This is a genomic window from Pseudomonas sp. P4795 (assembly GCF_048822895.1).
Classification (GTDB): Bacteria; Pseudomonadota; Gammaproteobacteria; order Pseudomonadales; family Pseudomonadaceae; genus Aquipseudomonas.
Map to the genome: position 1 here is coordinate 120403 of NZ_JBMFBT010000001.1, position 14590 is coordinate 134992.

At 59.3% G+C, this 14590-nt stretch carries 11 protein-coding genes and 1 pseudogene; 5 read left to right on the forward strand and 7 right to left on the reverse strand.

Going from position 1 to position 14590, the window contains the following annotated elements; all coding sequences use genetic code 11:
- Positions 1-58: 58 nt before the first annotated feature.
- Together ACOI8A_RS00485 and ACOI8A_RS00490 are read right to left on the reverse strand one after the other, a co-directional pair.
- Entirely contained in the window at positions 59-2206 is a 2148-nt protein-coding gene (locus ACOI8A_RS00485; RefSeq protein WP_420649070.1) for a hypothetical protein, read from the reverse strand.
- Positions 2207-2361: 155 nt separating this feature from the next.
- Complete coding sequence (locus ACOI8A_RS00490; protein WP_420649071.1) at positions 2362-3168, reverse strand: hypothetical protein; 807 nt, start codon at positions 3166-3168, stop codon at positions 2362-2364.
- Positions 3169-3408: 240 nt separating this feature from the next.
- Here ACOI8A_RS00490 and ACOI8A_RS00495 point away from each other — a divergent pair, with 240 nt between their 5' ends.
- From ACOI8A_RS00495 to ACOI8A_RS00515, 5 genes are all read left to right on the forward strand, one after another.
- On the forward strand, positions 3409-4437 hold the full coding sequence (locus ACOI8A_RS00495) for a LacI family DNA-binding transcriptional regulator (protein ID WP_420649072.1): 1029 nt from the start codon (positions 3409-3411) through the stop codon (positions 4435-4437).
- Positions 4438-4627: 190 nt separating this feature from the next.
- The gene (locus ACOI8A_RS00500) at positions 4628-5410 is read left to right on the forward strand and encodes a TIM barrel protein (protein WP_420649073.1); all 783 of its coding nucleotides are present in this window, start codon (positions 4628-4630) and stop codon (positions 5408-5410) included.
- Complete coding sequence (locus tag ACOI8A_RS00505; protein WP_420649074.1) at positions 5403-6461, forward strand: sugar kinase; 1059 nt, start codon at positions 5403-5405, stop codon at positions 6459-6461. The genes ACOI8A_RS00500 and ACOI8A_RS00505 overlap by 8 nt, the downstream gene beginning before the upstream one ends.
- A 59-nt stretch (positions 6462-6520) precedes the next feature.
- Complete coding sequence (locus ACOI8A_RS00510; RefSeq protein ID WP_420649075.1) at positions 6521-7819, forward strand: MFS transporter; 1299 nt, start codon at positions 6521-6523, stop codon at positions 7817-7819.
- 20 nt (positions 7820-7839) lie between these two features.
- Positions 7840-8817: a 2-hydroxyacid dehydrogenase gene (locus tag ACOI8A_RS00515; protein WP_420649076.1), complete on the forward strand. Its 978-nt coding sequence runs from the start codon at positions 7840-7842 to the stop codon at positions 8815-8817.
- Positions 8818-8883: 66 nt separating this feature from the next.
- Here the strand turns inward: ACOI8A_RS00515 and ACOI8A_RS00520 are convergent, their stop codons facing one another.
- The 5 genes and pseudogenes from ACOI8A_RS00520 to ACOI8A_RS00540 all read right to left on the reverse strand — a co-directional run bounded on the left by ACOI8A_RS00520 (position 8884) and on the right by ACOI8A_RS00540 (position 14566).
- A complete protein-coding gene (locus ACOI8A_RS00520) occupies positions 8884-10071 on the reverse strand; it encodes a pyridoxal phosphate-dependent aminotransferase (protein WP_420649077.1) in 1188 nt (395 codons plus the stop codon).
- A gap of 41 nt (positions 10072-10112) precedes the next feature.
- Positions 10113-10661: a methyl-accepting chemotaxis protein gene (locus ACOI8A_RS00525; RefSeq protein ID WP_420649212.1), complete on the reverse strand. Its 549-nt coding sequence runs from the start codon at positions 10659-10661 to the stop codon at positions 10113-10115.
- A 309-nt stretch (positions 10662-10970) separates the two neighbouring features.
- Positions 10971-11738: pseudogene (locus ACOI8A_RS00530) on the reverse strand (MCP four helix bundle domain-containing protein); the annotation flags it as partial.
- A gap of 333 nt (positions 11739-12071) precedes the next feature.
- Entirely contained in the window at positions 12072-13214 is a 1143-nt protein-coding gene (locus ACOI8A_RS00535; RefSeq protein WP_420649078.1) for a glycerate kinase, read from the reverse strand.
- Positions 13215-13456: 242 nt separating this feature from the next.
- Positions 13457-14566, reverse strand: coding sequence for a sugar diacid recognition domain-containing protein (locus ACOI8A_RS00540; protein WP_420649079.1), 1110 nt, complete (start codon positions 14564-14566; stop codon positions 13457-13459).
- Positions 14567-14590: the final 24 nt, after the last annotated feature.

Below are 14590 nucleotides of genomic sequence, written 5' to 3' on the forward strand. Positions count from 1 at the left end.
GACAATTGCTGTCGCCCTGATCCTCAGAAGTTTCACTCGAAGTACTGTTGATCCATGATCAAGGACGGTTCGTCTCGCAATACACCAGGCTCGAGTTCAACAGCGCCACGCCGACGATGATCGAAGCCGTAATGCCGTTGACCACATACTCGATGTACGCGTATTGAGTAGCCGGACGCAGGCCCGGGCCGGGGCTTGGGTTCTGAATTGGGCGGATGAAGCTGTAATCCACGTCAAATTCAAGCGGGCCTGTTGCCGGCATCGGCTTCGAGTCGCTGAAGCTGGTGTTAGGGATCACCGCACCACCGGCGCCATTGGTCACGCGCCCCTCGAATTTGAACGCCACCGTTGCGCCTGCCGGAATATTGAGATCCCGATCGACCCGAACCCGCAACTTGCGTGGTGCATACGGCGGCATTGGCCCGTTCGCCACCACCGGGTGATCCTGGCTCGGGCAATTGATGGCGGTCACTGCGCGCTCTGGAACAAGCGTCCCGGTCGCTGTCCTGAATGCCGAAACGATGATTTTTGGCGCCGGCAGATTGATCACGACAGCTGTTACATCCACACGCGTTGGAGGTGTTTGCGTCATCGGATTCAAGCTGCCGGGGTACGAAACGGTGATATAAGCCAAGCGCGCGTTTGCACCGCTGCCGTTCTGCTCCGCCAGTATCGTTGCCCAAGGCAGCGGCGTGGAAACAGTTGTCTGCCCCGCCTGCACGCCCACCGGAGTACCGACTTGCTTGCCCTGATAGAAGAACGTGACGATTTCACGACCGGTAATTGGTCGGTTAGGGTCAGTCCACAAGTTCCAGGTCATGGTTGCAGCAAGGCCTGCCTGTGCCGGACCAAGCGTATTGGGCGCAGGGGCGGGGGTGCCGCCACCTTGAACCACAACCGGGACGATATTAGGGTTTTCCAGGTCAGGCAGATTTGGCTGCTCCGGCCCGCCATACGCGAAGTCGATAATGCCGTATTGCTGAGGTGCAGAGACCGGATTGTCCGGAATCGTCGTGCGAAGCAATTCGTACCAGTACACAAACTGTTGGTCAGTCTGCCCGTTCGGATCGCCAAAGACTTGTGCGCAAAAGTCGTAATCCATGCCGAACTTCAGTGGGCCCGTTGTGCCTGGCGCTGGAATCGGCTGTTCTGGCAGATCATAGACATTGCCGTTTGCATCCTGGATGTGTGGCAAGATCCGGTCGCCCTGAAGCGAATTGAGCGGGAAATCGATCTCCATCACCACCGCATTGGGATCAGGTTTGAAGCTCGCAAAGGTAATAGGCGTTTGCCCATTGGGATTGGTGATCGGGATCCTTGGAATGTCCAATACCGGAGCCGGTGCGCTGACTCGATTGAACAACAATGTGATTGCCGAACTGTTGCTGATATTGCCCGGTGCATCCGTGAGGTTGTAGGAGTAATAATACGGCCCATCCTTAAGCGCTTGCAGCCTGGCGAGAGGAATGTTGACGACCCCGCCAACAGGCAAAGGGAAATTGGCTACGGCGGCGCCCTCACCCTGCATACCGGAAAATGTTGTCTGGGCAGACAAGTAGAAGTTGAGACGATCGAGCCCTGCTTCGAACTTTTGATAGGCGGTGGAAATGGTGATGTCCAAACCGCCAGTGTTAGCCTGGTCAGCCAGCCAGGCGTCATCGATGACGGCTGGCAAGCCTGTTTGGTCAATCAAAGGAGGCCGTCTACCCCTTCCGTTGCCATTACCGGGTTGGTCTTGGTGCGGCGCGGTTAGATCGACAAAGAACTTAAGCTCCGGCTGAGACATGTCGGGATTCCCGAACTCATCGTAGATGATGAGCGCCGCACCATATTCGGCGTAATCACCGGACGGATGGTGCTTGTCTACCAAGAACCTGACGGCATCACCAGTCAATTTAAAATCTTCTGGAAAGCTCCAGTCACCTGTTGGCTGATCGGCTTTGAACCTTGTAAGGACTACATAAGTCGGGTCGTTTTCAACCGGCGTGTATCCCTCCGGATAAACCAGCAGCGTGATCGTATGAGCTCCACTGGACGATTTGTCATCGACGTCACCCAATTGGAAGATGACTTCTCTAGAGTCGGCTCCATCGTTTAGGTTGTCGTCTACCAACTGGCTACGAGGTAGTCGACCATCGGGCAAAATACCGACAATTGTTGGAGGCAAAGCAAGCACACCACCACCAGTTTTAACCTGCATATTCATGTTCGTGAACTCCATCGATGAGTTAGTTGTTGAATCATCAACGTTGTTTCCCAATGAAATTTCTCGCGACTGCAGGCTGCTTGGTCATGGGATTGACGTCTGTTCCAGCGTTTTTTTCTACTGTTGTCTTGCGGTTGAAATTGCACCTGATTGCTTCATGGTCCACATGAAACACTCTGCCCCGGTATGCCCCGATCGATCTTGACGAGTTCCAGCGCTGATTTGCCCAACGCAACGCCATTGCGGTACAGGGTGTAAGAGGCAAGCGCCGATGCGTTTATTTCCATCGGTTTTATGTGTTTGTCGTAATGGATGCTTTCAATTCTGAAATCGAACCCTTGGGGCGAGGTGGCTTCCTGCTGCGACAGGGTTTTTGGTAGGCGTAGCGCCGTGCCGGGAATAGCGTTGACTCCGTTCAGAGTGGTGAAGCCTTCCCAATCCAGTTCGCACACATCGTTTGCCTGGAACCGCCCCGGTTGCGCTGGCACTCGAATGATCACCACCACCCAGATCGGGGGTGACGTAGTGCAATTGAAATAGCCCCACAAGGTTGCGTTGGGGAATGTCACTTCCTTCAGATTGACCGGAATCGAGCGCCGGAGAATGAAGTCCTGCGGTAACGCGTCATCTTTGTTACCGGTGTCGCCGGCAGTCACTCGGTACTTGAGCGTGAAGCTGCCGATCAGTTGCAGGTACTGAGCAGGCAGATGGATCGAACCTGGAAACACCACAGGAAACGGGTACGTGCTGCTATGAAAGCGGGTCTCGGAAGATGCGCCTGGCTCTCGTATCCAGATTTCCAGCAAATCACGGGTGCCGGGTTCGAGCGTCGGTGCTATCCAAGGAGGAATTCGCAGCGTTGCGCCATTGAGATGGGCATCCGCAGGCAGCACCTGATCGGCACCAACACCATCAATGGTCAACGGCAGGGCAAATATTCCTACGGCTTTCTTGGCGCTCATCCAGTGCTCTCCCTTCACCTTAAAAAGATTCCGCGGTGGGGGAAATTAAACGCAGTAATCCAACTTTCGCCTACTGTCAGATCTGACAGGTTTTATGACCGCTGGTCGGAATTGCACTGGGTGCTCTACTGGGTCTGGAGCTTTCAGGCTTGACGAGTCGAGGTTTAATGCGGTTATCTGAAACCGGTTTCAGCCTTACCAGGCTGATTCACATAATTCCAATAAAAAGGCTTTTCATCCGTGAACGATTTCTCCGCCGCCCAGCGCAGCCGCGTCACCATGCTCGACGTCGCCGAACACGCTGGCGTATCCAAGGCCAGCGTCTCGCGCTTCATCGGTGATGACCGCGCCCTGCTCTCCGATGCGATTGCGCAGCGCATCGAGCAATCCATCGCCGAACTCGGCTACAGCCCGAATCAGATGGCCCGTGGCTTGAAGCGCGGCCGCACTCGCCTGATCGGCATGCTGGTGGCCGATATCCGTAACCCTTATTCGATTGCCGTTATGCACGGGGTGGAAACCGCTTGCCGTGCGCACGGCTATAGCCTGGTGGTGTGCAACACCGACCGCGATGACGAGCAGGAACGTCAGCACCTGGCGCTGTTGCGCTCGTACAACATCGAGGGGCTGATCGTGAACACCCTCGGTCATCACCGGAATGAGCTGCATGAGTTGCAGCGCGAGATGCCGTTGGTGCTGGTGGATCGCAAGGTCGATGGGTTGGACAGCGATATGGTCGGATTGAACAACCCGCAGGCCATTGAGATGGCGCTGGATCATCTTGAGTTGCGTGGCTATCGGGAGATCTTGCTGATCAGCGAACCGTTTGACGGCACCAGCTCGCGGATCGAGCGGGTTGCGAGTTTTCAACAGCAGATTGCGCAGCGGCCAGGCTTGAGCGGCGCGGTGCTGGAAACCGGGCCGCAGCTTCCTACAGAAATTCACACCTTTTTAAACACGTCTGGCGACAAGCCGAAAGCGCTGTTCTGCGCCAACGGCGTGGCGGCGCTGGCTTGTACGCTGGCCTTGCGCGAGATCGGTGCCCGGTTGTTTGAGGACGTCGGGCTGATCGCGCTGGATGATCTGGATTGGTATCCGTTGGTGGGGAGCGGGATTACTGCGCTGGCCCAGCCGACGGCGGAGATTGGTGCGCGGGCGTTTGAGTGTTTGCTCAAGCGCTTGCGTGGCGATACCGAAGCGGTTCGGACATTGGATTTTGCGCCGGTGCTGGTTGAGCGTGGGTCGACCCGTGACGTTGACGGTGTCTGATCTGACGCTATCGCTGGCAAGTCGAATCGTCGCACCGCAGCTCCCACAGGTTCAGAGGTGTACCAAGCCTTTGTGTACGACCCGGACACTGTGGGAGCTGGCTTGCCAGCGATGAGGCCGTAAAGGACAACACAGAAACACCTGATATTTTTTTGAACAAAAATGAAACCGGTTTCAGAGGTCAATAACAATGAATAAACCAGCCGTTTCCATCAGCCTGTCCAGCTACGGCGCCGAGCTTGTGCGCCGCCGTGGACAAGGCTCATTCATCGAGGTACTGGCCGCCGCTGGCGCCAATCGCATCGAGTGGCGCGAAGAGTTGCTCACCAACGAAGTGTCCGCGCAACTCGCCGCTGCCACTCAAGCGCAAGGCCTGCAAAGCATCTATTCATCACCCAGCGAATTATGGCTGGCCGGTCAGGCGCGGCCCAATCCCGAGTTGATCACCGCGCTGCAAAACGCTGAGGCGTTCGGCTCGAAGTGGCTGAAAGTCTCGCTGGGATTTTTCACCGACAACTGTGATCTGCAAACCCTCGCGCAAATCATCCAGCAAAGTCCGGTGCAGCTTTTGGTGGAAAACGACCAGACCCTGCACGGTGGACGCATTGAACCATTTCAGCGTTTCTTCGCCGCGGTCGAGCAACACAATCTGCCGGTGAAGATGACTTTCGACATCGGCAACTGGCAGTGGCAAGACCAGTCCGCCGCCAGTGCTGCACGCCTGCTGGGTCGGCATGTCGGCTATGTGCACTGCAAAGCCGTGAATCGCCGCGCCGACGGCAAACTGGTGGCGGTGCCGCCAGCCGCCACTGACCTGCATCTGTGGGAACAACTGCTGCGGCACATGGACCAAGGCGTCATGCGCGCCGCCGAATATCCATTGCAGGGCGATGACCTGGTGCAACTGACCAGCGAACACGTCGCCGCCCTCGCCCGCCTCGGCCAATCCCGTCTGGAGCCTGCTCATGTCTGAGATCGATATTCTGTCGTTCGGCGAAACCATAGCCATGTTTGTCGCCGAACAGAGCGGTGATCTGGCGGCGGTCGGCGAGTTTCACAAAAGGATTGCCGGGGCCGACAGCAACGTCGCCATCGGACTTTCGCGGCTGGGCTTCAAGGTTGCGTGGTTGAGCCGGGTTGGCGCTGATTCGCTGGGACGCTTTGTGGTTGAAACCCTCGTGCGCGAAGGTCTGGATTGCAGCCATGTCGAAGTCGACCAGGCGCACCCCACCGGGTTTCAGCTCAAGTCGCGCAATGACGATGGCAGCGATCCGCAGGTCGAGTATTTCCGCCGTGGCTCGGCGGCCAGTCATCTATCGTCGCAATCGATTACGCCGACATTGCTCGGTGCTCGGCATTTGCATGCCACTGGTATTCCGCCCGCCCTGTCGGCTTCGGCGCGGGAAATGTCTTTGGAGCTGATGACGCGCATGCGTAACGCAGGGCGCAGCGTTTCCTTCGACCCGAATCTGCGTCCGAGCCTGTGGGCCAGTGAGCGCGAGATGATCAGTGAGATCAACCGCCTCGCCGCCCTCGCCCACTGGGTTTTGCCGGGGTTGAGCGAAGGCCGTTTGCTCACCGGTTTCGAAGATCCGGCGGACATCGCCGCGTTTTATCTCGATCAAGGCGCCGAAGCTGTGGCAATCAAGCTCGGGCCGCAGGGCGCGTATTACCGCACGCAGCTGGATCAGGGTTTTGTTGCCGGGGTGCCGGTGGCGAAAGTGGTCGATACGGTGGGTGCCGGTGACGGGTTTGCGGTCGGGATGATCAGTGCGCTGCTTGAACATCAGAGTTTTGCCGAAGCCGTGAAGCGTGCGAACTGGATTGGCAGTCGTGCGGTGCAGAGTCGTGGGGATATGGAGGGTTTGCCGACTCGATCTGAAATGTGCCGTGAATTTGAGGCCGCCATCGCTGGCAAGTCGAATCGTCGCACCGCAGCTCCCACAGGGGTTGCTGGTGTTCCCTCAATCTTTGAAACAGCTGAAATACCTGTGGGAGCTGGCTTGCCAGCGATGAGGCCCTGACAGACAAAATATTTTTTTGAACCTGCTGCGACAAAAACAACAAGCTCAGGAGCAACACCATGAAAACCGCAACCCTTGCCGCCCGCCGCTGGTGGTACATCATGCCGATCGTGTTCATCACCTACAGCCTGGCGTATCTGGATCGCGCCAACTACGGTTTCGCCGCAGCCTCCGGCATGGCCGAAGACCTGATGATCACCCCGGGCCTGTCATCGCTGCTCGGCGCACTGTTCTTCCTCGGTTACTTCTTCTTCCAGGTACCCGGCGCGATCTACGCGCAAAAACACAGCGTGAAGAAGCTGATCTTCGTCAGCCTGATCCTCTGGGGCGGTCTCGCCACCCTGACCGGCGTGGTTTCCAACGCGTATTGGCTGATCGTCATCCGCTTCATGCTCGGCGTGGTCGAAGCCGCCGTGATGCCGGCGATGCTGGTTTACCTGTGCCACTGGTTCACCCGCGCCGAACGCTCGCGGGCCAACACTTTTCTGATCCTCGGTAATCCGGTGACCATGCTGTGGATGTCGGTGGTCTCGGGTTATCTGGTGCAGCATTACTCGTGGCGCTGGATGTTCATCATCGAAGGCTTGCCGGCGGTGCTCTGGGCATTCATCTGGTGGAAACTGGCGGATGATCGTCCGGCCGAGGCCAAGTGGCTCAGTGCTGAGGAAAAACATGATCTGGAAAGTGCTCTGGCCGCTGAACAGGTCGGGATCAAAGCGGTGAAGAACTACACCGAAGCGTTTCGCTCGCCGAAAGTGATCATTCTGGCGTTGCAGTTCTTTTGCTGGAGCATCGGCGTTTACGGCTTCGTGTTGTGGCTGCCATCGATCCTCAAGGCTGGCGCGCAAATGGACATGATCGAGGCCGGCTGGCTGTCGGCGTTGCCATATCTGGCGGCGGTGATCGGCATGCTGCTGGTGTCCTGGGGTTCGGACAAATTGCAGAAGCGCAAACGCTTCGTCTGGCCGCCGCTGCTGATCGCCTCAGTGGCGTTCTACGGCTCCTACGCCTTGGGCGCGGAACATTTCTGGTGGTCGTACACGTTGCTGGTGATCGCCGGCGCCTGCATGTACGCGCCTTACGGGCCGTTCTTTGCGATCGTCCCGGAAATTCTGCCGGCCAACGTTGCCGGCGGCGCGATGGCGTTGATCAACAGCATGGGCGCGCTGGGTTCGTTCGGCGGCTCGTATCTGGTCGGCTATCTGAACAGTTCCACTGGCTCACCCGGCGCTTCGTATTTGCTGATGAGCGGCGCGCTGATGTTTGCCGTGGTGCTGACGATTTTCCTCAAGCCCGGCGCCAGTGACCGGGTAGTTGCCAAGCCGGTTGCGCCACGTCCGCTGCCGGCCCATTCCTGAATTGAAGAGAGATGCTCGCGATGAAAAAGCAGGTTGTGTTGTACAAAAAACTGTCGCCGGCGCTGATGGCGCGGCTGCAAGAACAATTCGACGTGACGCTGATCGACAGCCTCGATGCCGATGGCCTGATGAAACTGCGCGACGCCCTGCCCGGCGCCCACGGTCTGCTCGGCGCGAGTCTGAAACTGGATGCCGCGCTGCTTGATCTGGCGCCCAAACTGGAAGCGATTGCCAGCGTCTCGGTCGGCGTCGATAACTACGACATCGATTACCTGACCCGGCGCAAAATCGCCCTGAGCAACACCCCGGACGTGCTCACCGAAACCACTGCCGACACCGGTTTCGCGTTGATTCTGGCCAGCGCCCGGCGTGTGGTAGAACTGGCGAACATGGTGCGCAACGGTCAGTGGCAACGCAACATCGGCCCGGCGCATTTCGGCACCGATGTGCATGGCAAGACGCTGGGCATCATCGGCATGGGCCGGATTGGCGAGGCGCTGGCGCAGCGTGGGCACTTCGGCTTTGGCATGCCGGTGATCTATCACAGTCAGTCGCGTAAACCGGCGGTTGAGGAACGTTTCGATGCGCAATACCGCAGTCTTGAGGATTTGTTGCAGCAGGCAGATTTCGTTTGTCTGACCTTGCCGCTGACTGCGCAGACCGAGGGCTTGATTGGCGCTCAGCAGTTTGCGTTGATGCGCTCGGACAGCATCTTCATCAACATCTCGCGCGGCAAGGTTGTCGATGAGGCGGCGTTGATTGACGCACTGAGTAATGGGCGGATTCGCGGGGCCGGGCTGGATGTGTTCGAGCGCGAACCGTTGAATCAGGATTCGCCGTTGTTGCAGTTGGATAACGTGGTGGCGACGCCGCATATGGGCTCGGCGACGCACGAGACGCGTGAGGCGATGGCGCGTTGTGCGGTGGAGAATCTGCTGGCGGCGTTGAGTGGTCACAAGCCGGCGAATCTGGTGAATCCAGCGGCTTGGCAGGGCTGAGATTCGCGGTGTCTGTTCTGGCCTCATCGCTGGCAAGCCAGCGATGAGGCCGGCAATATAAGACCATCAGGCACTGCGCATTTGCAGCAACTGCGCTGCGCACAAGGCTATCCGCGCACAGGCATCCGCCAGCTTCACCCGATCCACCACCAGCCCAATGCGAATATGCCCCGCCGCACTCGGCCCGAACGCTTCCCCCGCCAACACCGAAACCCCATACCCCTCCAACAAGCGCTCGGCAAAATCCTGCGCGTCGATACCGGTCTGGCGCACATCGACCATCACGAACATGCCGCCATCAGGCTGGATCGGGTACAACCCCGGGCAGCCGCGCAAGCGCTCGCACACCAGATCCCGACGCAGCCGATATTCCTCGCGCATCTGCGTCACTTCCGGAAGATCTTTTTCGAACGCCACCTGCGCGGCTTTTTGCACAAAATCCGGCAGCCCGAACAACATACTCAGTGACAGGTTTACCAAATGTTCGGCCAGGGTTTCAGGCCCGATCACCCAGCCGATCCGCCACCCGGTCATCGCATGGGATTTCGACAGGCTATTGATAGTCGCAGTACGCTCGGCCATGCCCGGCAGACTCGCCGGGCTGACGTGTTCGCCTTCATAGAGCAGGTCGCTGTAGACCTCATCGCTGATCAGCCACAAGTCATGGCGGATGCACAGCGCGGCCAACTCCTGCCAGATCAGCAGCGACAAACTCGCGCCGGAGGGATTGTTCGGACTGTTGAGCAACATCGCCCGTGTCTTGGATGTGATACGCGCCGCAACATCCGCCGGATCCACGCGAAAACCGTTTTCCGGGCGCACCGGCACTGGAATCACCGTCGCCCCGCACGCGCCGAACACGCCTTCGTAGGTTACGTACATCGGCTCGGCGACAATCACTTCATCACCCGGATCGAGTAAACACTGCGCCACCGAATACACCGCGCACTGCGCGCCCGGCAGCACGATCACATGGTCGGCATCGACGACCTGACCACTGCGCCGCTGATGGCGCTCGGCGATGCGCGTGCGCAGCTCAACTCGGCCGCGTACTTCGGAATAATGCGTGTCGCCAGCCAACAGACTGTCGATGGCGCCGTGAATGATCGGCAACGGCGTATCGAAATCCGGATCGCCCACCGACAGCAGCAACACATCAATGCCTTGTGCACGTAACTCCAGCGCCCGGTCATGAATCCGCCAGGCCGCTGCACCCTCCCCGGCAATGCGTTGGGTCAAGGCTGAAAAGCGCATGTACGTCTCCTGATCGCGCGGTGTCCAGCCTTCACCCTAGGTCAAATCACAAACCGCGCCACCATCGCGTTCAAATCCACCGCCAGTCGCGAGAGTTCGTGGGTAGCGGCGCTGGTTTGATTGGCGCCGGCGGCCGATTGCGTGGCGAGGTCGCGGATGTTTACCAGGTTGCGATCGACTTCGCGCGAGACCTGCGCCTGTTCCTCCGAAGCGCTGGCGATTACCAGATTGCGCTCGTTGATCTGGTGAATCGACTGTGTAATCTGCTCCAGCGCGACGCCGGCAGCGCGGGCCATTTCCAGCGTGGATTGAGTGCGCTGGTTGCTTTGCTGCATCGAATTGACCGCTTCGCCGGTACCGTTCTGGATACCGGCGACCATTTTTTCGATTTCCTGGGTCGATTGCGCAGTGCGATGCGCCAACGCGCGCACTTCGTCTGCGACCACGGCGAAACCGCGCCCGGCTTCACCGGCACGCGCCGCTTCGATCGCGGCGTTGAGTGCCAGCAGGTTGGTCTGTTCGGCGATGGCGCGGATTACATCGAGCACTTTGCCGATGTCGCGACCTTGTGCAGCCAGGCCTTCGATCATCTGCGCGGTGTTCTGCACGTCGTGGGTCATGGTCTGGATCGCGTCGACGGTTTTCACCACTTGATCGCGACCTTCGCGCGCGGCGTGGGTCGACTGGTTCGAGGCTTCGGAGGTCGACACGGCGTTGCGCGCGACTTCTTCCACCGCTGCGGTCATCTCGTTGACGGCGGTGGCGGCTTGTTCGATTTCATTGTTCTGCTGTTGCAGACCACGCGAAGCTTCTTCGGTGACGGCGCTGAGTTCTTCGGCAGCGGCACCCAGTTGCGTGGCGGAACCGGCAATCTGTTCGATGGTTTTGCGCAGGTTGGTCTGCATTGCCGACAAGGCTTCGAGCAGGCGCGCCGGCTCGTCGTTGCCATCAACTTCGATGGCTTTGGTGAGGTTGCCGCCAGCAATGGTTTGCGCAGCGAGCACGGCGCGGTTCAACGGCGTGACGATGCTGCGAGTCAGCAGCCAGGCCAGAAGAACGGTCAACAGTGCGGCAATCACCGCCACGCCGATGATCCCGGTGATGGCGCCACTGTATTGCTCGCCGGCATGATTCGACGCGGTTTTGGCGTCAGCAGCGTTGAACGCGATCAGCTTGTTCAATTGCTCGCCCATCTGATCGGTGCCGTCCTTGATGCGCGTGTTGATCAAGCTGCGCATCTCGTCAACCTTGCCTTGGCGCGACAGCTCCAGCATCTGGTTTTGCGCTTGCACGTAGTTGTCCAGCGTGTTCGAGAATGTCTGATACAGCGCACGTTCTTCCGCGCCTGCCGGCAATGCCGCATAACTTGCCTGTGCACTGCGCACCTTGTCGACCAGCACGCCAATGCGCGTTTGCGCCTCCTGCAGAGCCGCCGGTTCGCGGTTGACCAAAACCCGGAACGAGAGAATACGCAGGCGCAGGACGTTTTCGGTGACCACGCTGAGCTGGCTGACGCTTGGCAGTTGGGTCTGCTCCATGTCGATGGAGGCCTGACGAATGACGCCCATGCGATTGACGGCGAAAACACCGAGGACAATCACCAGCAAGGCGATAAAGGCAAAACCGAGGAAGGCACGCGGCGCGATATTCAGATTACGCAAGGACATAGTTGGACTCTCGGATGATAGAAACTACGAGCGTCCCTGCCCTGATCACTGGCCCGTGGGGTGGGCTTCAGTCCGGCGTCACTGTTTCAGGAAGTCTTGTGTGCGCCTGTTAGCTGTATCGGCCAGGCTTGAGGAAATTCGCAGGTACAGATGAAATATTTTTCACGAATACAGCCATGAAACCCTGTGGCGAGGGGATTTATCCCCGTTGGGGCGCGTAGCGCACCCCCATCGAGACAACGCTGCAGGTCAGACCGACCGAGCGTGCACGTTTTACGACTGCTGCGCAGCCGAACGGGGATAAATCCCCTCGCCACAGGATATGCGCGCGGTTCAGTTGTTGCCGGTCGCTATGCGCCAGACCCGCGCAATGTCAGTCGCACGTTCGCGCAACAACCGCGGCGCTTCTGCGCAGGCTTGTTCCAGAGTCATTGGGCCACTGGTGACCGCGAAAGCCGCGTCAATGCCGTGTTCGTAAAGCTCCTGATAACCGTCGCCCAAAGTACCGGCAATGACGATCACCGGCACGCAGTGTTGCTTGGCGATGCGTGCCACGCCGAACGGCGTCTTGCCACGCAGGGTTTGCGCATCGAAGCGCCCTTCCCCGGTAATGACCAGATCCGCGCCTTCGACTGCTTCGGCTAGGCCGACCAGTTCCGCAACCACCTCAACTCCAGCCTGAAACTGCGCGTCGAGAAACGCCTTGGCGGCAAAACCCAGGCCGCCGGCCGCACCGCTGCCCGGTTCGTCGCGCACATCTTTGCCCAGCGCCTGCGCACAGAGTTCTGCGAAGTGGCCCAGCGCCTGATCCAGTTGCTGTACCTGCGCCGGTGACGCACCTTTTTGCGGGCCGAAAATCGCCGAGGCACCGTGCGCGCCACACAGCGGATTGTTGACGTCGGCGGCGATGTCGAAACGCACTTGCGCCAGACGTGGATCGAGTTCGCTCAGATCGAGCCGCGCCAGTTGTGCCAACGCCAGACCACCGGGCACCAGCGATTGGCCTTGAGCGTCGAGCAACTTCACACCCAGCGCCTGCATCGCACCGGCACCGCCGTCATTGGTGGCGCTGCCGCCGATGGCCAGAATCACCCGTTGTGCGCCGGCATCCAGCGCTGCGCGAATAAGTTCGCCGGTGCCGAAGGTGCTGCTGATGCACGCATCGCGTTGCCCCGGCGGCACCAGTTGCAGACCGCTGGCTTCGGCCATTTCGATGATCGCGGTGTGGTTGTGCGGCAACCAGCCCCACGCCGCATCAACCGCTGCGCCCAGCGGACCGCGCACCCGAGTGCGACGCAGTTCGCCTTCGCACGCGGCGAGAATCGACTCGACCGTGCCCTCGCCGCCATCCGCCATCGGGCACTTGACGATTGTGGCGTGCGGCCAGACCTGCACCAGGCCCAGAGCAATGGCCTCGGCAACGCCTTGGGCACTCAGGCTGTCCTTGAACGAATCGGGGGCGATGACGATTTTCATGCGAATTCTCCAGTTCCAATGCTCCTCATCCTGCCAGTCGGGATGGGCATTGACGCCTGTCCGCTGCACAAATCGGGTTGGCGTTTGTTGTTCATTTATACAAAGCCTCAGCAGCGAAGCACTTGTAGGAGCTGTCGAGTGAAACGAGGCTGCGATCTTTTGACTTTGGTTTTTAAGAACAAGATCAAAAGATCGCAGCCTCGTTTCACTCGACAGCTCCTACAGAGGTCTAGGGGTTGCTATCAGGTTTGGGGCAGCAGTTGCACGCCGAGGTATAGCGCGAGCATGCCATCGAGGCGCAGCGGATCAACTCCGCTCAACTCGGCAATCCGCTCCATCCGGTAGCGCAGACTGTTACGGTGAATCCCCAGCGCATCCGCACAGGCCTGACTCTGACCGTCGTGTTCACACCAACTGCGCAGCGTCGCCAGTAGCTGACCATTGCTGTCCTTGGCGATGACCTTCCGCAGAGGCTTGAGCAACTCGTCCAGCGCATCATCATTGCGATGGCGCCAGAGCATCACCGGCAGGCGATAGCGAGTGAGATTAAGCAGTCGCGAGCGCGGCAGCACTTCGCGACCATAGGCCAGCAAATCAGCCACACGCCGGTAGCAACGCCGCAACCCGCTCAGCCCATCCGCCTGCCCGCCGACGGCGATGCGCAAGATGTTCCAGCCCAGACCGTCGAGCTTTTCCAGCAAGCGCTCATGCTCAATCGTCTGACTCGCCGGCCGACACCACAGCAGCGACGACTTCGCCGAACTCACACACCAACTGTCCGGATAGCGCGAAATCAGCCACGCACTCAGCGCCTCGACCGTTTGCCCCGGTGCGTGCTCCAGACCCAACTCGAACAGATACGGCACTCGCGTCAGCTGCGGCTTGAGGCCCAATTGCTGCGCCTCATCCAGCAATCGCGGTGAATCGCCTGCTTCGGTCAGCAGCAACGCGAGCAGATCATCACAACGCTGACGCCGCCATTGCTGTTCAGCCTGTTGATTGCGCTGGCCGACGAGCATTTCGGCGGTCATGCGCACCAGCTCCGCGTAAGTGCGCAGCAGCTCCGGCTCGCCGGTGATGCCAAGCACGCCGATCAAGCGCTGATCGAGCAACAACGGCAAGTTGATCCCCGGCTGCACACCTTTCAAATGCACGGCGGTCTGCGCGTCGATCTCCACCACCCGGCCGTTGGCCAACACCAGTTGCGCACCTTCGTGGCGCGTGTTGATGCGCTCCGGCTCACCGCTGCCGAGGATCAAGCCCTGGCTGTCCATGACGTTGACGTTGTACGGCAAAATGGCCATGGCCCGGTCGACGATGTCCTGAGCGAGGTCGTGATCGAGTTCGAACATAGCGGCGGGAATCCTTTTAAACAG